General features: G+C 41.1%; 19 protein-coding genes. 15 read left to right on the top strand and 4 right to left on the bottom strand.

Annotated elements, in window-relative coordinates:
- Positions 1–118: 118 nt before the first annotated feature.
- From gltC to J7I96_RS17920, 3 genes are all read left to right on the top strand, one after another.
- On the top strand, positions 119–1,024 hold the full coding sequence (gene gltC / locus J7I96_RS17930) for a glutamate biosynthesis transcriptional regulator GltC (RefSeq protein ID WP_214772540.1): 906 nt from the start codon (positions 119–121) through the stop codon (positions 1,022–1,024).
- Between the two features lie 406 nt (positions 1,025–1,430).
- Positions 1,431–2,423: a PTS sugar transporter subunit IIC gene (locus J7I96_RS17925; protein ID WP_214923982.1), complete on the top strand. Its 993-nt coding sequence runs from the start codon at positions 1,431–1,433 to the stop codon at positions 2,421–2,423.
- A 109-nt stretch (positions 2,424–2,532) separates the two neighbouring features.
- Entirely contained in the window at positions 2,533–3,732 is a 1,200-nt protein-coding gene (locus J7I96_RS17920; protein ID WP_214772538.1) for a class I SAM-dependent rRNA methyltransferase, read from the top strand.
- Positions 3,733–3,816: 84 nt separating this feature from the next.
- Here the strand turns inward: J7I96_RS17920 and J7I96_RS17915 are convergent, their stop codons facing one another.
- Both J7I96_RS17915 and J7I96_RS17910 read right to left on the bottom strand, forming a co-directional pair.
- Complete coding sequence (locus J7I96_RS17915) at positions 3,817–4,488, bottom strand: lysoplasmalogenase (protein ID WP_214772536.1); 672 nt, start codon at positions 4,486–4,488, stop codon at positions 3,817–3,819.
- 128 nt (positions 4,489–4,616) lie between these two features.
- A complete protein-coding gene (locus J7I96_RS17910; protein WP_214772534.1) occupies positions 4,617–5,885 on the bottom strand; it encodes a dicarboxylate/amino acid:cation symporter in 1,269 nt (422 codons plus the stop codon).
- 162 nt (positions 5,886–6,047) lie between these two features.
- On the opposite strand from J7I96_RS17910, the gene J7I96_RS17905 reads away from it, so the two are divergent.
- The 8 genes from J7I96_RS17905 (at position 6,048) to J7I96_RS17870 (ending at position 15,830) form a co-directional block, all read left to right on the top strand.
- Entirely contained in the window at positions 6,048–6,854 is an 807-nt protein-coding gene (locus J7I96_RS17905; protein ID WP_214772532.1) for an alpha/beta fold hydrolase, read from the top strand.
- A gap of 274 nt (positions 6,855–7,128) precedes the next feature.
- On the top strand, positions 7,129–8,541 hold the full coding sequence (uxaC, locus tag J7I96_RS17900) for a glucuronate isomerase (RefSeq protein WP_214772641.1): 1,413 nt from the start codon (positions 7,129–7,131) through the stop codon (positions 8,539–8,541).
- Positions 8,542–8,640: 99 nt separating this feature from the next.
- Entirely contained in the window at positions 8,641–10,020 is a 1,380-nt protein-coding gene (locus J7I96_RS17895; RefSeq protein ID WP_214772531.1) for an MFS transporter, read from the top strand.
- A gap of 162 nt (positions 10,021–10,182) precedes the next feature.
- Positions 10,183–11,181 (top strand): LacI family DNA-binding transcriptional regulator, encoded by a 999-nt coding sequence (locus tag J7I96_RS17890; RefSeq protein WP_214772529.1) that lies wholly within the window; start codon positions 10,183–10,185, stop codon positions 11,179–11,181.
- A 110-nt stretch (positions 11,182–11,291) separates the two neighbouring features.
- Positions 11,292–12,761 (top strand): tagaturonate reductase, encoded by a 1,470-nt coding sequence (locus tag J7I96_RS17885; RefSeq protein ID WP_214772528.1) that lies wholly within the window; start codon positions 11,292–11,294, stop codon positions 12,759–12,761.
- A gap of 14 nt (positions 12,762–12,775) precedes the next feature.
- A complete protein-coding gene (locus tag J7I96_RS17880; protein ID WP_214772525.1) occupies positions 12,776–14,269 on the top strand; it encodes a UxaA family hydrolase in 1,494 nt (497 codons plus the stop codon).
- A gap of 339 nt (positions 14,270–14,608) precedes the next feature.
- Positions 14,609–15,364, top strand: coding sequence for a threonine/serine exporter family protein (locus J7I96_RS17875; RefSeq protein WP_214772640.1), 756 nt, complete (start codon positions 14,609–14,611; stop codon positions 15,362–15,364).
- A gap of 16 nt (positions 15,365–15,380) precedes the next feature.
- Complete coding sequence (locus tag J7I96_RS17870) at positions 15,381–15,830, top strand: threonine/serine exporter family protein (protein ID WP_170956501.1); 450 nt, start codon at positions 15,381–15,383, stop codon at positions 15,828–15,830.
- A 105-nt stretch (positions 15,831–15,935) separates the two neighbouring features.
- Here the strand turns inward: J7I96_RS17870 and J7I96_RS17865 are convergent, their stop codons facing one another.
- Positions 15,936–17,474, bottom strand: a complete 1,539-nt coding sequence (locus tag J7I96_RS17865; protein WP_034316065.1) for a solute symporter family protein — start codon at positions 17,472–17,474, stop codon at positions 15,936–15,938.
- Between the two features lie 14 nt (positions 17,475–17,488).
- Complete coding sequence (locus J7I96_RS17860; RefSeq protein WP_251025291.1) at positions 17,489–17,827, bottom strand: DUF485 domain-containing protein; 339 nt, start codon at positions 17,825–17,827, stop codon at positions 17,489–17,491.
- Between the two features lie 225 nt (positions 17,828–18,052).
- On the opposite strand from J7I96_RS17860, the gene J7I96_RS17855 reads away from it, so the two are divergent.
- The 4 genes from J7I96_RS17855 (at position 18,053) to J7I96_RS17840 (ending at position 21,645) form a co-directional block, all read left to right on the top strand.
- The gene (locus J7I96_RS17855; protein WP_214772521.1) at positions 18,053–19,006 is read left to right on the top strand and encodes an efflux RND transporter periplasmic adaptor subunit; all 954 of its coding nucleotides are present in this window, start codon (positions 18,053–18,055) and stop codon (positions 19,004–19,006) included.
- Position 19,007: 1 nt separating this feature from the next.
- Complete coding sequence (locus J7I96_RS17850; RefSeq protein ID WP_251025290.1) at positions 19,008–19,748, top strand: ABC transporter ATP-binding protein; 741 nt, start codon at positions 19,008–19,010, stop codon at positions 19,746–19,748.
- Positions 19,675–20,865 carry an ABC transporter permease gene (locus tag J7I96_RS17845; protein WP_311315220.1) on the top strand — a complete coding sequence of 397 codons (1,191 nt, stop codon included), beginning with the start codon at positions 19,675–19,677 and terminating at the stop codon, positions 20,863–20,865. Before J7I96_RS17850 ends, J7I96_RS17845 begins: the two co-directional genes overlap by 74 nt.
- Positions 20,866–20,973: 108 nt before the next feature.
- Positions 20,974–21,645 carry a response regulator transcription factor gene (locus tag J7I96_RS17840; protein WP_214772519.1) on the top strand — a complete coding sequence of 224 codons (672 nt, stop codon included), beginning with the start codon at positions 20,974–20,976 and terminating at the stop codon, positions 21,643–21,645.
- Positions 21,646–21,647: the final 2 nt, after the last annotated feature.

Raw genomic sequence — 21,647 nt, 5'->3', positions numbered from 1 at the left:
ATAGGGTAAGTCTATCGATTTTTATATGATACTTTCATGATATAATTTAAAAATGAAACGAACAATCTGAATATTAGATAAATAACATGCTGTTTTGATATGAAAGAGGGAGCTTAGATTGGAATTAAGGCAAATCGAATATTTCATTGAAGTGGCAAAACGTGAACATATGACGGAAGCAGCAGTGGATTTGCATGTTGCCCAGTCTGCAGTCAGTCGCCAAATTTACAATTTAGAAGAAGAGCTGGGTGTGCCCTTATTTATCAGGGAAGGCCGAAAGATTAGATTGACGCCTATAGGACATACATTTTTAGCTCATATGGAACAAGCTATGGATATAATCAATCGTGCCAGGCGTGAGATGGCTGAAAGTCTGGAACCGGAAAAAGGGACAATCCGCATCGGCTTTCCCAGCAGTTTGGCTTCTTATGTATTGCCAAGGGTCATTTCCGACTTCAGGGAAAGTTACCCGCAGGCGAAATTCACATTGAAACAAGGTTCCTATCGCTACCTGATAGATTCCGTGATTAAAGGTAACATTAACATGGCCTTGATCGGCCCGCTGCCGGTGAATGAAAAGAAAATCAAAGGGGAAACGCTGTTTATTGAGAACTTAGTTGCCCTTTTGCCAGAAAGCCATCCTTTGGCCCTGAAGATATCACTATCCTTGAATGAGCTTCAAGGGAATCCGTTCATTTTATCTCCAAAGGGTTATGTTTTAAGGGATCTCGTCATGAACGCCTGCAAATTGCATGGCTTTGAACCGGAAGTTGCATTTGAAGGGAAAGATACTGATGCCATAAAAGGGCTGGTGGCAGCAGGTCTGGGTATAACCTTGATTCCTGAGATTTCCTTGATTGACAGTTTGCCGCGTTTTACTGTTAAATTGCCGCTGGAGAATCCATCTGTAACCAGGGCTGTAGGGGTCATCGTTCCGACTGATAGGGAACTGATGCCGACGGAGAAATTGTTCTACCAATATTTGAAGGACACTTTTGCCAAATTGGAAGGATTTCAAAAATAGGATGATATCTATTAGAAAAGTCATATATCCAGCTAATGAGAGAATCCTTAATCGGGTTCTTTTTTTTGTCGCAAAAGTACGGAAGTATCTCCATGTAGTACATCCTTAAAAGGGGTAATTTATTTTAGAATAATAAATTATTAGCTTTTATTTGATAGTAATGTATTAAACCTTTATTTTTGAAAGCGCTTTTATTTTATTAGAATAAAATCATCCCTTACATTATCAGAAAATTCATGTTATTATACGAACAGACATTAACAGACATTCAGGTAGTGGTACGCTATACTTAATAGGCTTTTAAATGAAGACCTTTATTTTTTTTTTGATTCTGTTAAATCGAATATTCTGATAATTAACAAGGAGTGGAGATAAAGTGAGCAGGAAAGAATACATCAGCGATCGAATGTACAAGGCATCAACAGGGATAGCCAACGCTGTCTTGGTTACATTAGGGATCGGGTTATTGTTTGAGTCCATAGGGGGCTATTTAGGCTGGGAGGTCTTTCTGGCAATAGGCGGGGCCGCAAAGGTCTTGCTGGCACCAGCTTTAGGAGCAGGAATCGCCTATCAGCTAGGAGGAAATTCATTAATTATCTTTAGCGCCATGGCTTCAAGTGCTGTTGGAGGTGCTGCCATTCACAAAACGGCTGAGGGTGCCTTCACGATTGTTACGGGCCAGCCGCTAAGTGCTGTATTGGCAGCGGTGATTGCAACATATATAGGTAAGCGCATAATGGGCAAAACGAAGTTGGACATCATGGCCATACCTATGGGTGCCGTTCTTGTCGGTGGAGTTTCGGGATATGGCCTGGCTCTTGTCACCACTCCGCTCCTAACATGGATAAGCAGTCAAACTACCGCTGCGGTCGAGGGTTCTCCCTTAATCGGTTCCATGGTCATAGCCTTGGTATGGAGCATTTTATTGATGACACCGGCGTCTTCCGCGGCCCTTGCGATCGCCCTGCAATTAGATCCAGTTTCCAGTGCTGCAGCCCTAATCGGATGTACGGTTCAGTTTGTCGGGTTCACTGTCATGTCTTATAAAGATAATGATATGGGCGGGTTCCTGGCACAGATGGTCGTAACGCCAAAAGTTCAATTTCCTAATTTGATCAAAAAACCATTATATGTAGTTCCGCCTTTTGTGGCAGCAATCATCTGTGCACCTATCGCTACCTTGGCATTCGATTTTCAAGTGCCGTATGAGCTTGGCGGCATGGGGTTAAGTTCAATGATTGCCCCGATTGCCATCATAACAGGTCATGGGTTATACACATTCTTGGTTTATGTGGCAGTGGGGATGGTATTGCCAGCTGTGATCACGCTTGCCTTACATCGCGTATTGAAAATGATGGGTAAAGTTAAGCCGGGCGATCTTCATTTGGAAGTTTCATAATCAAAGTTTTCTTGGAAACCAGCCAGGTTAAGGACCGGGCTGGTTTTTATTTATAAGGGGATTAGGGTAAAATGGGGAGGAAAGCATTTGCATAGATAGGATGATATAGATGGGAAAAGAAATTGATATAAAAGTGAAAGCTAAGTTCGTGAGTAAAATCAGCAAGGGTTTTCCCTTGATTGTTAAAGAGTCGATAGCCAATCTTAATGACCTTAAGGAAGAGGGGTCCTTGGTGCGCTTGGTGGATGAGAACAACCGCTTTCTGGCAAAAGGATATTATGGTATACAGAATAAGGGCTACGGCTGGATATTGACCCGAAGAGAGAATGAAAAGATCGATCAATCCTTCTTTAACGGAAAAATCCAGGCAGCGTATGAATTCCGAAAGTCTTTTTTTGAAGATGGGGAGACTACAGCTTTCCGCATGTTCAATGGGGAAGGTGATGGAATTGGCGGGTTAATCATTGATCATTATGATGGCCATTATGTCATTAGCTGGTATAGCAAAGGAATATATTCCTTTAAGGACTACATCATTAAGGCATTGCAGGAAGCGGTCGAGGTCAAATCGATTTATCAGAAGAAACGCTTTGATACAAAGGGGCAGTACGTGGAGGAAGACGATTTTGTCATGGGCGAACAACCGGAATTTCCGCTTCTTGTAAAGGAAAATGGAGTCCGTTTTGCTGTTTATCTGAATGATGGCGCAATGGTCGGTGTCTTTCTTGATCAACGCGATGTCAGAAGGAAAATCCGCGATGAATACGCAAAAGGGAAAACGGTGTTGAATATGTTCTCCTATACGGGGGCATTCTCCGTGTTTGCCACTTTAGGCGGTGCTGTTAAAACAACGAGTGTCGACCTGGCGAATCGAAGTTTACCAAAGACGATCGAGCAGTTCAGTGTGAACGGCATAGATCCTGAAGCTCACAATATCGTGGTTATGGATGTTTTCAAGTATTTTAAATATGCGGTGAAGAAAGCCTTGAAATTTGAAATGGTCATCCTTGATCCGCCTAGCTTTGCCAAATCGAAGAAGTTTACTTTCAGTGCCGGAAAAGACTATACGAATCTACTGAAGGATACCATTTCCATTACGGAAGACAACGGGGTCATTATCGCCTCTACTAATTGCAGTACGTTCGACATGAAAAAATTCAAGAACTTCATTGATGTTGCTTTCAGGGAAATGAATGGAAAGTATGAAATCATGGAACAATTCTCATTGCCGGCTGATTTTAAAACAATTCCTGAGTATAAGGAAGGGAATTATTTAAAAGTAGTCTTCATTAAGAAAATTAAAGGATAAGAAAAGGCGTCCACAGTTCAAGCAGAACTGTGAATGCCTTTTTTATAATGTAAATGTTTCATGTGGAACGATTGGACATTAGATTCATTGGATAGGCCGTTCACTTTTCAAACCTCTCGATACATGAAAGGAAGGTTTCCTGCGAATGCTGTTAGCGATGCAAAACTGCGCTGCATAGTAGGTAAGCATGATCAGTGGACCTGAAAAGGCAACATCATCGATAAACTTGTTCCAAGATAAAATGGAGTCGGAAATCATGAAGAGGAGCCCGCCGATGATTGTGGCCGCATTGCCGGTCATAAATGCTGCCCAGCCCATAAGGGAGATGACCGTTACATAACAAATCACAGGGATGATGAGGTTATGTTCACCTTTTTCGATTAACGAATGTACAATTTCACGGCTAATCCAAGTGGAGTAAATGCTGATCGGAAGAATCGTCGCAAATCGGAGCCATGAAAAGTTCCATCGTCCAAAGAATGCTGAAATATAGAAAAGGTGGCCGATCAAGAAGGCGGAAAGCCCGATGACGAACCAAATCAACAAACCATCTCCAAGCATGCAAAAGAATAAACCAAGAAGGATCAAGGATTGGTAACGATCGCGTATTCCCACATTTGTGCGGGCGTAGAGAAAAATCAATAACATGGGGATTACCTTGAACAGTATTTTGATGATTAAAGGCTCTTCCGGTATAAGAAAAATATAGGATAGTCCCGTGATAAGGATCGCGGCAGGTAGGCACTTTATTAACATTCCATTCCCTCCTTCACTCTTTAATTCTATGTAAGGGGAAGGAACCCCTTGTCAATGAAAGAACTGTTTGAAAGAAAGTAGTGAAAATGAAAAAAACTGGCTCCTGTTTTAACTAGGAGCCAGTCAGGTTATACGGCTGAGTCTTCTTTAACGAAAGCCAGTTTTAACCAGTTTTTTCCCTCAACAAGCCTTGTGACGAGCATGGCACAAACCGTGTTTCCTGTGGAGTTAAGCAATGTAGCGGGAGCATCGATGATCGTTGATATAACGGCAATGATGGGCAGGACTTCCACAGGGAAGCCGAATACACTAAGAATCAACATTTCCCCAATCATGCCGCCCCCAGGAATGGCACCCATAACAGCTCCAACCAAAAAGGCAACAGCAAGTATACTTAAAATGCTTGAAATGCTTGTCATATCCTTTCCAAATAAGCTGAATAGGAAAACGATTTTCAATACACCGCCGAAAACCGAACCATCTTTATGAGTATTGGCTCCGAGTGGGATGACAGTCTCCGCTATATCCTTAGGCACGCCCATTTTCTTGACTGCTTCCAGATTGACTGGAATGGACGCGGCACTTGAACAAGTTGCGATGGCTGTAATGGATGGTGTCAGGGCATTTTTCCAAAATAGTTTAACTCCATCTTTCCCGCCGGCGATAAAGGCATACAAAGTGAAGAAGCCGAAATAATAAATCAAGGCCAAGGCTAGATAAAGAATGAAAGTGCGAGCATAGCCTTCTAAAATCTGCGGCCCAAGCTGCCCGATAATCGCCGCAAAATAAGCACCAAGTCCAATTGGCGCATAGTACATGACAATTTTGACGACCTTCATCATGACAGCTGTACCTGCTGTCAAAAATTCAGTAATCGGTCTTGCTTTCTCACCGACCAGTGCAGTGGAAAGTCCGATTAATACTGAGAAAACGATAAGCTGAAGCATATTGCTTCTGGAGAACAGTTCTGGAAAGTCGGAAACGGTTACAGTGCTGACCAGTTGACTGAAGAAAGAAACTTCTTCGATGGTCTCTTCAGGGGAACTGTTTTCCATCAGTTCTTTAATGGCTGTCGTATCTGTGCCCTCCAACGGATTGACGATGGTTGTCCCAATAAATCCAATGACGGCAGCTAAAGCGGCTGTTGTCAGGAAAACGAGAACGATACTTCCCATGATTTTTCCGAGGCGCTTCATTCCGCTCATATTGGCAATCGCTGAAGCAATGCTGAAAAATACCAATGGCACGATGATCGTGAACATCAGATTTAAGAATAAGTCCCCTAGCGGCTGTATGACCGAGGTTTTCTCCCCGAAAACCACGCCCGCTATCCCACCGATAATGATGGCAGTGAGCAGTATTAAAGAGGTTCGATAGTTTTTGATGAAGCTCTTCATTTAAATTCCGTCCTTTCAGGATGAAGATATCGATAAAAATATACTTCATTATCAACTCTAAAATCGGGTTTGACAATATTTTTTTATAGAAAGGAATGTTAATAGAATAAATGTATTAATAATGGGGAATGGATGGTGAAAATATCGAGAAGGAGGGCTAGAATGGCATTTGTTGAGGTGGAAGAAGGCGTTCGGTTGTTTTATGAAGAAAAGGGCGAGGGGAGACCGATTATTTTTATACATGGTGTGTGGATGAGCAGCCGGTTCTTTAAAAGTCAGCTGCCGTACTTTTCAGAAAAATATAGAACGATATTGCTTGATTTAAGAAGTCATGGCCAGTCAAATCATGTACATTACGGAAATACGGTCTCCGTTTATGCAAAAGACCTTCATGCGTTCATTGGTGAACTGGGATTAAAGGATGTCATACTTGCAGGCTGGTCGATGGGGGCATTTGTCGTTTGGGATTATCTTAAGCAATTCGGTGAGGGAAATATTCATTCAACTGTGATCGTGGATGAATTGGCCTCTGATTTTAAGTGGCCCGATTTTCATATCGGTGCGTTTGATATGGAAACGTTGATTGCCTTCATGACAGAAATTCAAACGAATCGTACCCCGTTTCTGCAAAAATTCCTTGCTTCCATGTTCAACAATGAATTATCTGCAGAGGATGCAGGCTGGATGCTTGGGGAAGTGACCAGAATGCCGGAATCCATTGCTAGCAGCATTCTATTTGACCAATCGATTGTGGACTATCGTGACTTCTTGCCAGCAATCCATGTACCCACACTTCTCTGTTTTGGAAGGCATGAAAAAGTCATTCCTGTAGCAGCTGGGGAACATTTGCATAAAAACATTCCGAATTCCGAACTAGTAATCTTTGAAGATAGTTGCCATTGTCCGTTCATGGAAGAAAGCGACTTGTTTAATGAAACCGTGAATGGTTTTATTTCAAAAATTAAATGAAAAAAAGTGCCTATTCGGCTTATATATGGTCCCGGTATTGTACCGGGGCCATTTTACTTTATTCCCCATTGATCACACTCATTGTATAATTTGTTCTTTTCTTGTTTTTCTACTATCTGAAATAAAAATATTGTAATTTTAGAGAATAGTCTGTAAAATGAATCTAACCTAAAAATGTTAACGTTAACATAAAGCGAAGTACTACTTTTACGAAGTTTATAGGTTCAAAAATGTTAACGATAACATTATACCTATTAAGAAAGCGGTGAAAATGATGAAAATTTTTATGGGATCAGACTTTTTACTAACAAATGAAACGGCCGTTCATATTTATCAAAATTATGCAAAGGATATGCCGATTATTGATTATCATTGCCATCTAAGCCCCAAAGAAATTTATGAAAATAAGACATTCAAAAATATTACTGAAGCATGGTTATATGGGGACCATTATAAATGGCGGGTAATGCGGGCAAATGGTATCCCGGAGTATTACATTACGGGGCAGGCTGATGATTATGATAAATTTGTAGCATGGGCGAAAACGGTTCCGATGACAATTGGAAATCCGCTATATAATTGGACACACTTGGAATTGCAACGCTTTTTCGATGTATATGATATTTTAAATGAAGATACGGCTTCTAGCATCTGGGAAAAAGTCAATAATTTATTAAATGGCGGAGGTTTTGGCGCAAGGGATTTAATCTCGAAATCGAATGTAAAAGTGATCTGTACGACGGATGATCCAGTCGACTCTCTTAAATACCACAAGCTGTTGAGGGAAGATCATGATTTTAATGTAAGCGTTTTACCGAGCTTCCGTCCAGATAAGGCTTTAGAAATTAATCGTAATGGTTATCTCGAGTGGGTGAGTAATCTGGAGCAGGCAGCAGATCAAAAAATCGCAGATTACGATGGTTTCCTTAAGGCCTTGGAGTCAAGAATCCACTACTTTCATTCAATTGGAGGCAGGGTATCTGATCATGCTTTGGATGTAATGGTCTATGAAGAAGCAACTAAAGAAGAGATTGCTGATATATTTACAAAAAGAATGCAAGGTGTCGCAGTCTCTCAATCAGATGAGAAAAAATACAAAACATATACACTGAATTTCCTTGGCGGCATGTATGCCAAATTAGGTTGGACGATGCAATTTCATATAAATGCCCTGCGCAATAATAATTCAAAAATGTATAATCGGCTAGGACCGGACACCGGTTATGATTCAATGAATGATGATGGAATAGCAAAGCCACTTGTGAAAATATTGGATGCAATGGACAAAGAAGATGCTCTACCGAAGACGATTCTATATTCTTTAAATCCAAATGATAATCATGTCATAGCCAGCATTATTAATAGTTTTCAAGATGGAAAGCAACCAGGGAAAATTCAGTTTGGAACCGCATGGTGGTTCAATGACAATAAGGATGGCATGCTAGAACAAATGAAAGCACTAGCGAATGTAGGACTCTTTAGCAGATTTCTTGGTATGCTGACGGATTCAAGAAGCTTTCTCTCCTATACAAGGCATGAGTACTTCAGAAGGCTAGTGTGCCAACTAGTAGGAGAATGGGTGGAAAATGGAGAGGTTCCAAATGATATGGATTTAATAGGAAATATTGTGCAAGGGATTTCATATTATAATGCAAAAAATTACTTTGGATTTGATATTAAAGAATAAATATAGCTCTCTATTCCCCCTTCCCCATAGGTAGAATAGAGAGTTCCATTTATAGGTAGTTTAACGTCGGAACAAAATGTAGATTATCAGGAGGATAATATGAATACAGCCCTTGCTCCAGAAAAAGATCCGATAGAAGTGAAAAACGAGAAATTGAGTTTGAAAGAGAAGATATCTTATGGCTTCGGCGATTTTGGAAACGGTTTCATGTTCGATCTCGGTCAACTCTACCTGCTTAAATTTCTTACCGATATTGCTGGTATACCTGCAGCGGCGGCAGGTACAATTTTTTTAGTCAGTAAGCTTTTTGCTGCCATTATGGATCCGATCGTTGGCTCTTCAATAGATTATCGCAAGAACATTGGAAAGCGAGGTAAGTTCAAACCATACTTAATTATTGGAAGTTTAATATTAGCTATATTCACTGTGCTACTGTTTATTTCACCTGAGATATCAAATACAGGTAAGCTTATATATGCTTATGCTTTATATATGGTTTGGGGCATTGCTTATTCCTTTACCAATATTCCTTACGGTTCACTTGGGGCTGCAATGACACAAAATGCCGAAGACCGGACTTCCCTTGCCACTTTCAGGCAAATAGGTTCATTGGGAGCTTTGCTGATCACTAGCGTCATTGTTATGCCATTGATCGTGAAGTTTGAGAATCCTAAAGTGGGTTACCCGGTTGTAATGGGAATCATGTGCATTGTCGGAATCATTGGTTTCTATATTTGTTATCGAAATACTAAAGAAAGAGTTATGGTTAAAAAGTCTCCAAGGGAAAAATTATCTTTTAAATCTATTGTCAAAACATTTGTAATGAATAAGCCCTTATTAACACTGGTATTGATGACGATTTTTTCAATCTCAGCCTATAATATCAAGTCAGCATTATTAATCTATTTTGCACAATATAATTTAGGTAACGTAACCCTGGTGGCCAATATGAGTTTTGTCATTATTGGTTCCTCTTTCATAGGGGTTATCCTCATGCCTAAACTTGTCAAGAAATTCGGAAAAAAGCATACGGCGATGCTGGGGTTCGCTATTTGCATTGCCGCCGATTTAATTAATTTCCTTATTCCTACCAATATCTATTCATTCACAATTTTATCTGCGATTGCTTTCATCGGGATAAGTATTCCAAATGGCATAACTTGGGCACTTGTTTCCGATATCATTGATTATGGAGAGTGGGTCTCAGGGGAGCGCAAAGAAGCAACTACATATTCACTATTCAATTTTTCAAGGAAATTGGCTCAGTCTTTAGCCGGCTTTCTTTCAGGACTAGGACTGAGTTTAATAGGTTATGTACCCAATGTGGCTCAAACAGCAGGGACCCTGCTTGGGATCAAGGGTTTACTGACCCTTTACCCTGCAGTTGCGCTGACAATAGCCATGCTGATAATTGGAATGATGTATAAATTAACAGATGATAAACATGCAGAAATCATTAGAAAACTTGAAACCAGGTAATGGGGATATATAATGAAAGGTATAGTTTTGGCAAAACACTTTGCAGATTTCATCCCTTATTGACTCATGGATTTTCTATTAGGGGGATTGTAATCTGGAATTGCCTGATAAACATGGTATGCTAGTAGAAAGTATACTTTGTGATTTTAAAGGATGAGTGGAATGGTGACGATAAAAGATATTGCTAAGATAGCGAATGTATCTCATACAACAGTATCAAGGGCCTTGAATAATAGTCCTTTGATTAAAGAGGATACAAGGAAGAAAATACTGGATCTAGCCTCTCAGCTAAATTATACCCCTAATTATAATGCTAAAAGCTTGGTAATGAAGAAATCACACACGATCGGATTGTTTTTTACAAGCATCTCAAATGGTACATCACCCAGCTTCTTTACAGATACAATAAAGGGAGTCAATAGTGTCATTAATGAGGATTTCAATTTATTTGTACGCGGTATAGATGATTATGAGGATTTTTCAGCTATTAATAGTGGCAGGTTCGATGGCATTATTTTGATGAGCCAAAGTGATGTAGATAATGTTTTTATTTATTATGTATTGGAAAAAAAGATACCTCTTGTCGTGTTAAATAGGCAAGTTGATGAAAAGAAACTGATTAATATTTTATCAAATGATTCAGAGGGATCCTATCAAGCGATTGAACATTTGATTCAAAATGGTCATCAGAATATTGCGATTATCGAAGGTAAAGAAGGATTTAAATCAACTAAAAAGCGGAAAGATGGCTTTATAAAGGCGTTGATTGATTACAAAATCGAAATCAAAAGTGAATATGCTGTCAAAGGGAATTATGATATGCATAGTGGGTACCAGGCTATGGAAAAACTGCTTGCCGTTAAGACGATGCCGACTGCAGTCTTCTGTTCCAATGACGATATGGCCATAGGGGCGATGAATGCTGTTTTTGCCAATGGTTTCAAGGTTCCAGATGATATATCCATTATAGGGTTTGATGATATAGGATTTGCCCAATATACAACGCCGCGGTTAACAACGGTAAAAAGACCGATTGAGCAGATAAGTATAAAGGGGGCAGAGAATTTATTATCCCTAATTGAAAACCCCGGGAAAAACGGGAAGCGGATTTTTGTGAATACAGAATTAATGATGCGGGATTCTGTGAAAAAATTGAAGTGAAAAAAACATGCCCATTTATTTGAATATACATAATAAATGGGCAGTAAAATGATTCTCCTTTTTTTTAAAACAGAATGTTCACGTGTGCAATTGTCGAGGAGGAATAGAGGATGGAAAAAATAAGTAAGAAAATATGTGGTGAGCATCCCGTATACCAGGAAAAAATCCTTCAATTTGGAGAGGGTAATTTCTTAAGGGCATTTGTTGATTGGCAAATTGATGTACTGAATAAAAAAACGGACTTCAATGGCAGTGTAGTGGTTGTCCAGCCAAGAGGTTCTGAAAAAATTGAGCGTTTGAACGAACAAGATGGATTATTCACTTTATATTTGCAAGGAATGAAAGAGGGAAAAGCTGTTAATGAGCATATGATTGTCAATTCGATAAGCAGAGGCATCGATCTAGTTAAGGACTATGATAAATATGTGGATTTAGCAGGTAGTGAAGAGCTAAGATTTATTATTTCAAATGCCACGGAGGCAGGAATTTACTTAGAGGCGACTGACAGATTGGAAGACCGTCCTCAAAAAAGTTTTCCGGGTAAATTAACAGCCTTTTTATTTCACCGCTTCAAAGCATTTAAGGGGGATTATCAAAAAGGCTGCATTATAATCCCGTGTGAATTAATAGAAGAAAATGGAGCTAAGCTTAGAGACATTGTTCTCCAGCTTGCTAGTAGTTGGAATCTCGGGAAAGCGTTTATCGAGTGGATTCTCCACGCCAATACATTCTGCAACAGTTTAGTTGATCGAATCGTACCAGGTTTTCCAAAAGATAGGGTAGATGAAATCACAGAAGAGTTAGGGTATCAAGATGATTTATTAGTGGTAGGCGAACTATACCATCAGTGGGTTATCGAGGGTCCTCAGTGGATCAAAAAGGAATTCCCAATCGATCAAGTGGGCCTAAATACTTTTTTTGTCGATGACTTAACTCCATATCGCGTACAGAAAGTGCGTATTCTGAATGGTGTCCATACAGCGATGACCCCTGTTGCCTATTTAGCAGGGGTGGGAACAGTGGCAGAGGCGATGGAAGATGAGACCACTGGACAATTTATAAAGGAATTGACTTTTGAAGAAATCATCCCGACCCTTGACATGCCGACTGAAGAATTGAGAGCCTTTGCAAATGATGTTCTTAACCGTTTTAAAAACCCTTATATTAAACATTATTTATTGAGCATTAGCCTGAATTCCCTATCAAAATTTAAAACAAGGAATATCCCGGCATTACTTGATTATATGGAAAAGAAACAAGAGTTGCCCCGAAGAATGGTTTTTTCCTTGAGTGCTTTACTCATTTTTTATAAAGGGAAAAGGGGAGAAGAAATGATTCCACTTGAGGATGATCCAAGTGTCCTTGAATTATTTAAGGCGTCGTGGAAATCGGTGGCTGAGGGTACCACGAAAATCGAGGAGCTTGTCGAGACGATTCTCGGTAACCAAGATATTTGGGGGATGGATTTGAATGGAGTAAGCGGACTTACGAAATTGGTGGCAGAATATGTACATCAAATGGAAGACTTAGGTATTAAACCCTCGTTGGAAGCAATGATGAGGGAGCAATCCGTAAAATAGGGAGGGCCTTTATCATGAAAGATATTTTTCAAATACATGAAAATGACAATATAGCACTAGCCTTAAGAAAATTATCAAAAGATGAACGCCTCATTGTCAATGGAACAGAATTAGTGATACAGGAAGATGTTGAACGAGGACATAAAGTGGCATTAAAGAATCTTCTAAAAGATGATCAAGTAATGAAGTACGGTTTTCCAATTGGTCATGTATTGCAAGAGGTGGAAATTGGAGAGTGGGTCCATACGCATAATACAGTAACCAATTTATCAGGTACTCAGGAATATAGCTATGAACGGAAGCTTACGGAAAATCCTTACCATGATGAAAATTTAACATTTAAAGGATATAAAAGGGAAAATGGATCCGTTGGAATCAGAAATGAGCTCTGGATTGTTCCCACAGTAGGATGTGTTAATGGCATTGCCGAGAAAATCATCAAAAGGTTCGAAAAAGAGGTAGGTAATATTACTCCTTTTGATAATATGCTTGTCTTTAAACACAATTATGGCTGCTCACAATTAGGGGATGACCATGAAAATACAAAGCAAATTCTATTGAATGCAGTGAACCATCCAAATGCGTCAGGCGTTCTCGTACTTGGGCTGGGATGTGAAAATAATGAAATGGTCCAATTCAAAAAAGATCTGGGAAATGTGGATGAAAACCGAATTAAATTTCTTGTATCACAAGACGTTACGGACGAAATTGAGGCTGGAGTAAAGTTAATTAAAGAAATCCATGCTTATGTTCAGGGTGATAAAAGGGAAGACGTTCCATTATCGGAATTGAAAATAGGCTTAAAATGCGGGGGGTCTGATGGATTCTCAGGAATAACGGCTAACCCCCTTTTAGGCAGGTTTTCAGATTTTCTGATAGCACAAGGTGGAACGACCGTCTTAACTGAAGTACCTGAAATGTTCGGTGCGGAAACCATCTTAATGGAACGAGCAAACAACGAGGAGGTCTTCCATAAAATTGTTGCCGTAATCAATGATTTTAAAGAGTACTTTCTAAAGTTCGACCAGCCAGTCTATGAAAATCCTTCCCCTGGAAATAAAAAAGGGGGCATTACAACGCTTGAAGATAAATCGTTGGGGTGCACGCAAAAGTCCGGATCATCTCCAGTTGTCGATGTATTAAAGTATGGGGAAGTACTGAAAACGAAGGGCTTAAACCTATTGAATGCTCCAGGGAATGACTTGATTGCTTCTTCAGCACTCGCTGCCACTGGCTGTCATATGGTATTATTCACCACGGGACGAGGAACACCATTCGGGACATTCGTTCCGACGATGAAGGTATCTACTAATACATCAATCTATCATTCCAAACCGCATTGGATTGATTTTAATGCAGGTATCTTACTGGATGATGACATGTCCTCTGAAGCCATTTTACGGAAATTCATTAATTATACCATTCAAATAGCTAATGGTGAATTTGTAAACAATGAGAAAAATGACTTTAGGGAACTTGCCATTTTTAAAACAGGTGTTACCCTTTAGTTAGAAAACGCCATGTCGTTTTTATAAAATATGGTTAAATGGATATAAGGTGATAATGAATGGATGCGGGCAAGTAGTGCCCCGCATTTTTTTTATTGTAGCAGGTGTCATTATTAATAGTTTCTAACTGGATTTTTTTAACTGAACGGTTTCGGTAAGAAATAAAGGGAATACTGATAGGACGTCATTGGTGCAGAGGTAATGGAATTGATAAATTAAATGGGTAATATTTTTATATCCTTTTCACAGGAATTGGGCTATTATGAGGTGGATTTAAATTGGTGTGATCGTTATCTGTTATTGAGAGAAACTCATGCAGAAAGTGATGGAGAGGATAAAATGGATGATCGTTTACCATACAATGAAATTATAGATGTATGTTTACTTGCGGGAAAAATCATGCTTCAGAACGGAGCGGAAACATCAAGGGTGGAAGATACGATGGTTAGAATCGCTGCAGCGTTTGGGTGCGGTGAATCACACAGTTTTTCGACGCCTACTGGAATTATTTTTTCGCTGGATGGCATGCACCCAGCGTCAAAATTGATCCGAGTTTCCCAACGATCTACAGATTTACATAAGGTGACGCAGGTTAATAGTATATCCCGAAGCATTTCCAGCAAGGAAATGACACCGGAGGAAGCATATTTACGGTTAAAACAAATCGAAAAGGCCGGGATGGGGTATCCAATGTGGGTGCAGGTCTTTGCTGCATTTATAGCGAGCGGCTGCTTTTTAATCATGTTCCAAGGACAGTGGAGTGATTTCATCTGGTCCTGTGTAGCTGGAGCAATGGGATTCTCATGCCTGCTTTATTTGCACTGGTTACTGGAAGTCCGTTTTTTTGCTGAATTCATCGCCTCTTTAGTCGTAGGATTAGTAGCTATGTTTTTTGTCCAGATTGGAGTAGGGAGTCATTTGGACACGATAATCATCGGAGCGGTGATGCCGCTTGTGCCAGGGCTGTTAATAACAAATGCAGCCAGGGATTTAATTGCAGGGCATTTGGTTTCGGGTCTATCCAAGGGTGCGGATGCAGGATTGACTGCTTTAGCCATTGGGGCAGGGATATCGGCCGCGTTTGTTTTCTTATGATTTTAGGGGGGGAAGAATGATGATTGCACAGCTTATTACAAGTTTCATTGCCTCAGCCGCCTTTGGAGTCATCTTCAATGTACCAAAAAATTCATTGTTTCAATGTGGTTTCGTAGGGATGTTGGGGTGGATCTTATACTTTGCTCTGGTTGAAAATGAGATAAACAGCATCATTGCAACATTAGCGTCTGCATTTATCGTTGCGGTCATCAGCCAGTATTTTGCTAAAAGGTATAAAACGCCGATCACGATTTTCAATGTATCGGGAATCATCCCCCTCGTGCCTGGAGGTTTGTCGTATGATGCGATGAAGCACTTTGTCGGAAATGATTTTTATGTCGCCGTTCAGCTTGCAGCCAAGGTTTTCATGCTTGCTGGTGCCATTGCGATGGGACTTATCTTTGCAGAAGTCATGAACCAGTTAGTAACTAAGTACAATAGAAGGAAGGTAAGATTGAGAAGTTAGCGGGAATTTTCCTGATGAATAGGTTCTGAATAAAGAGAAAGGAGAGCAGGGCGAAGCCTGCTCTCCTTTCTCTTTTTAATATTTTAAAATAATAATGAATCTAGTCTATATAGGATCTTTCATCCCAGTATTGGCAGTAACCAAAATTTCGTCGAATTTTTTGGCATCAGCTTTCTTGCTTGACAGAAGTGTTCCGGCGATGGCTGCGATAAAACCAATCGGGATGGAGATGATGCCTGGGTTGGCAAGTGGGAATAATGGTTCCCCAACGAATATTGCCGCTCCCTCCACCGGAGACCAGACATTGGGACTTAGGAATACAAGCAATAAAGAACTGACCAGTCCAACTAACATGCCAGTGACAGCCCCAGTCGTGTTAAAACGTTTCCAGAATACTGTGAAGACAATGATGGGCAGATTGGCACTGGCAGCGACGGCAAAGGCGAGTGAAACAAGGAAGGCGACATTCATGTTTTGGGCAAATAAGGCCAGGATGATGGAAAGGATGGATACTCCGATGGATGCCCAACGAGCAGCAACGACTTGTTCTTTGTCGGTGGCTTGACCTTTCCGGATGATGTGGCCATAGAAGTCATGGGCAAAAGCAGATGCTGCCGATAGAACGAGACCTGCCACAACCGCTAAAATGGTAGCGAAAGCAACTGCAGAGACAAACGCGAATAGGAAGTCGCCCCCAATGGCTTCGGCAAGCAGCGGAGCAGCCATATTGCCGGCAGCATTCGCGGCTATGATCTTGTCGTAACCGACAAAGGCTGCCGCTCCGAAGCCGAGGAAAATGGTCATTATATAAAAGATGCCAATGATCCATGTGGCATATACCACGGACTTTCGGGCTGTGATGGCGTCTTTCACGGTAAAGAAACGGATGAGAATGTGAGGCAGTCCAGCCGTACCGAGTACAAGCGCTAAGTTAAGGGATAAAGTATCCAAAGGATCCTTGAATTTGTTACCGGGGTTAAGGAAATCCCCGCCCAAAGGGGTGGCTGTTTTCATCTGCCTGAACATCTCGATCACGCTAAAGTCGAATTTCGCCAAAACGATGATGGATATGATGAATGTACCAGCCATCAATAAAACGGCTTTAACGATTTGGACCCAACTGGTGGCCGTCATACCGCCGAATACGACGTATACGGTCATTAAAATACCTACAATGATGACGGAGTAAAGATAATCAATTCCAAGTAAGAGTTTTATAAGTGCACCTGCACCGACTAATTGGGCGATCATATAAAAGGTTGAAATCGAAATGGTGTTAAGGGCAGCAACCCCGCGTACTTTCTTTTCATTGAAACGGGCAGCAATCATGTCCGCCAATGTATACTTGCCAAGGTTACGAAGCGGTTCGGCCACGATATAAAGAACGACCAGATACGCAACCAGAAAACCTATGCTATAGAAAAAACCATCAAATCCAGAGAGTGCGACCATGCCGGCTATTCCCAAAAATGAGGCGGCGGACATATAATCTCCCGCAATGGCCCAGCCATTCTGCCAGCCAGTGAGGCTGCTGTCCGCCGTATAAAAGTCCGCGGTCGTTTTGGTGCGCCGTGAAGCAAAATAGGTAATGACCAATGTTAGTCCGACAATGATAAGAAATAATATAAAAGCAAGAATATTCATTGTGAATTCACCTTTTATCCTTTCGCTTCTTTAACGATTTTTTCTACTAATTGGTCAAATGTCGCAGCTTTTCTGGAATAGATGATGCATAATGTCCAGGTCATGATAAATTGGGCGAAGGCAAAAATCCAGGCCCAGCTGATTGCCCCGAAGGCAATTGAGTTAAGAACTTTAGAATAGGAAGTTAGTATGGGTAGGGTGAAATAAAAGACCATGAAAAAGATGGATAGCGGGACGATGAAATTGCGTTTTTTCCTTAAGAGTTCTTGAAAAGATTGTGATTGGACGATCTTGGTGTAGTCCGTGGAAGCGCTTACCTCGGTTTCTTTAGCGATTGAATCGTTTGATGCCAAGTTGGTTCCCCCTTCATCATTATTGATTTGGTTTTCATTACCAATTTCTGATAACAGTATCAGTATATATTTTTCAGAATATATTGTAAATTTAAATGCTGAAATTAAAGTTTTTTTCGTTCGACATCGTTTTTTCTTTTTACGCACAAGCAAAACCATTAAGGAAAAGTTAAGTTTCTTTCACGATACTGGTTTCAACGAAGGAAATCTGAAAGGAGAAAAGTGATGAAAAAGTTGATAACGATAGGTACGGTTTTAGTGCTGGCGATTGGGGGAAGCGTTTGGTTTTTCATGAAGGACCATGCTAAGCCTGTCATTGCGAAATCGGTGACGGCTACAGTTGAAAAGGGAGATCTTGAAGTGCAAATAAGCGGTTCCGGATCGGTCGCCGCAATCAATAGTGAAGACATTACATCTTCGGTAACGGGTGAAGTGGACGAAGTCCTTGTAGAGAAGAATGAATTGGTTGAGAAAGGTGATGAACTAATTACCTTCGCGGATGGTAGTGATCCGATAACAGCTCCATTCGATGGTACCGTTACAACAATGGATGTTGAAGAAGGGGACCGTGTATCAAACAGTGAAGTGTTGGCACATGTTACGGATTATAAAAAATTGAAAACCACGATCAGTGTTGATGAATTGGATGTTCCAAGTGTTAAAAAAGGACAAACGGTTGAAATTAAAGCCAGTGCTTTTGAAGATGAAACGTTTACGGGGGAGGTAACCAGTGTAGCAAAGGAAGGTACATATGAGAATGGGGTTTCTTCATTCGATGTCACTATCAAAATTGACAAACCCGGCGATATAAAAATTGGGATGTCGACTGAGGTGAGCATTTTGACGAATCGTGTAAAAGATGCACTATATGTTCCGATTGAAGCAGTCCAAATCGACGGGGAAGAGAAATATGTGAATATACAACAATCCGGTACAACTGAAGGAGCTGCCAGTACAAAGAAAGTGGTTGAGACTGGAATCAGCAACGATAGGTATATTGAAATAACTTCAGGGCTTGAAGAGGGACAGTTTGTTTCCTTGCCTATCACTATCAATGAAAGCTCCACTGGCAGCGGCGGCGAAGGAATGAGGGGAGACCAAGGAGGCGAGATAAGAATGCAGAGCGGCAGCGGAATGCCAAACGGTGGCGGAATGCCGAGTGGAAAGGGAGGTCAGTAAAATGGCGAAACCCATCATCAAAATTAAGAACATGTCTAAATCTTATGAATTAGGCGGTGAAACGGTCAAGGCACTTCAGGATGTCTGTCTTACAATCGATAAAGGCGATTTCATTTCGATCATCGGTCCTTCTGGGTCAGGGAAATCGACGTTCATGAATATGATTGGCTGCCTTGACAAGCCTGACATAGGTGAATATCTTCTTGATGGTAAAGAAGTGGAAAAGATGAAGGATAATGAGTTAGCTGCCATTCGTAATATTAAAATAGGATTTATCTTTCAAAATTTCAACCTGTTGGCAAAACTGACAGCGTTGGAGAATGTCGAACTTCCCCTGGTTTATAGAGGGGCAGGCGTGAAGGAAAGAAGAGAAGTGGCCAATGCGTGCCTTGATATGGTGGGCCTTGGTGACCGGAAGAATCATCTGCCGACCCAACTGTCGGGTGGACAGCAGCAAAGAGTTGCGATTGCAAGGGCACTTGCCGGTAATCCCCCCGTTTTATTGGCGGATGAGCCGACGGGGGCGCTTGATAGTAAAATGAGTAAAGAAGTGCTGCAGATGCTGAAAGAATTGAACGGAAAGGGACAAACAATCATTCTTATAACTCATGACTTGGAAGTGGCAAAAGAAGCGACTCGTGTCGTCCGGATACAGGATGGGCAGCTATTTGAAAACGGAGGTGATTGGATTGAACCTGAACGAATCAATGAAGATGGCTATACGCAGTATCAAAACCAATAAAGTCAGAGCATTTTTAACCATGCTTGGGATCATAATTGGAGTTGCCTCCGTAATCGTCCTGGTTTCGATTGGGCAGGGTTCCTCACAGTCCGTTCAGGATGAGATCAATAGCTTGGGAACGAACCTGATAACGGTAAGTGTCACGGATACCGACTCCGTGGAGCTGACGGATGATACAATTGAACAGTTTAAAGAGCTGAGCGGGATATCGGAAGTGGCGCCTGTTGTCACTGGACGCGTGTATGCCAAGAACGGAGAAGCTGCGTCACAGGTTTTGATGACCGGTGCAACTTCATCCTACTTATCAGTCAGGGATCTAGAGCTCAGTCAAGGCCGGTTTTTGACGGATATGGAAACGGAATTACGCTCCAAGGTCGTTGTCCTGGGATCGAATACAGCCACCACGCTTTTTGAAAATCAAAAAGCCGTGGACCAGAACGTGCTGATCGGCGGTGTTTCCTATCGCGTGATCGGTGTCCTGAAATCGGTAGGCACCTCAATGGGATCGAGCGGGGATGATGTCATCATTGCACCGATCACCACTGCCGAAAGGGCTACAGGCAGCACGACAATCGGAACCGTCTATTTAAAAGCGGAGAACGAGAATATCATGGATAGGGCAATGTACCAGGTACAAGGTGCGATGACCACATCATTCCCGGAACAGAGTGATAACTATTCGGTTTCCAATCAAGAAGATCTGATGGATACAATGAGCTCTGTATCAGATACGTTCACACTCATGCTTGGCGGTATTGCCAGTATTTCGTTACTGGTAGGCGGAATCGGGATCATGAATATCATGTTGGTTTCCGTCTCGGAGAGGACAAAGGAAATCGGGATTAGAAAAGCAATTGGGGCAAATCGGAAATCGATTCTTCTTCAGTTTTTAATTGAAGCGATGGTCCTGAGCTGCTTCGGGGGACTGTTGGGAGTTGGAATTGGCTTGGGAATCGCAAAATTGATTTCGGTTTTTACAAGTTTAACGATTAGTTATTCATGGTCGGTGACATTGTTTGCCTTCTTATTCTCCATTTTAATCGGGATAATGTTTGGTGTATTTCCTGCCAATAAGGCATCCAAATTAAATCCAATCCAGGCACTGCGTCACGAATGAACATACCATTTTGAAAGAAAGCAGGCATTAAAAGCCCGCTTTCTTTTGCATATGAAAAAGGATAAAATCAACATATATCACAATTGAGGCGGTTGGGAGGTATCCTGAATGAAGGTTTTGGTGGTAGAAGATAATGTTTCATTATTAGAGTCGATCCGACAGATTCTGACGGAAGAATATGAAGTCGATACAGCGGATAATGGGGAAGATGGGCTATTCATGGCCCAACAAAGCATTTACGATATCATCATTTTGGATGTAATGCTTCCGGGAATCGATGGATTTGAAATCGTACGGAAAATCAGGGAAGCAAAAATAGATACAAGTGTCTTGTTTTTGACGGCAAAAGATGCACTTGAGGATCGTGTCAGAGGGTTGGAAATGGGTGGCGATGATTATTTAGTCAAGCCGTTTCAGGCACCGGAACTTAAGGCCAGGATTCGTGCCCTGCTTCGAAGGAGTGGCATTATTTCGCTAGAACAGCATGTGAAATACCGTAATATTGAATTGTTGGAAAAAGAAAAGGATATTTTGGTCGATGGAAAGGTCATTAAAATGACCTTGAAACAGTATGAATTACTGGAATACCTGATTCAAAATAATGGGAAAATATTGACCCGTGAGCAGATTTTCGACCGCATTTGGGGGTTTGATTCAGATACGACCATTGCCATTGTGGAAGTGTTCATCCATCACCTTAGAAAAAAATTGGAACCTTTCAATTATCATAAAGATATTCAAACCGTTCGGGGTATTGGTTATATGCTAAAACAACCATAAGG

It is taken from the genome of Bacillus sp. ISL-78 (assembly GCF_018613455.1).
GTDB lineage: Bacteria > Bacillota > Bacilli > Bacillales > DSM-1321 > Peribacillus > Peribacillus frigoritolerans.
The sequence above is the reverse complement of the archived record's forward strand: the minus strand, read 5'-3'. Positions and strand labels throughout refer to the sequence as shown.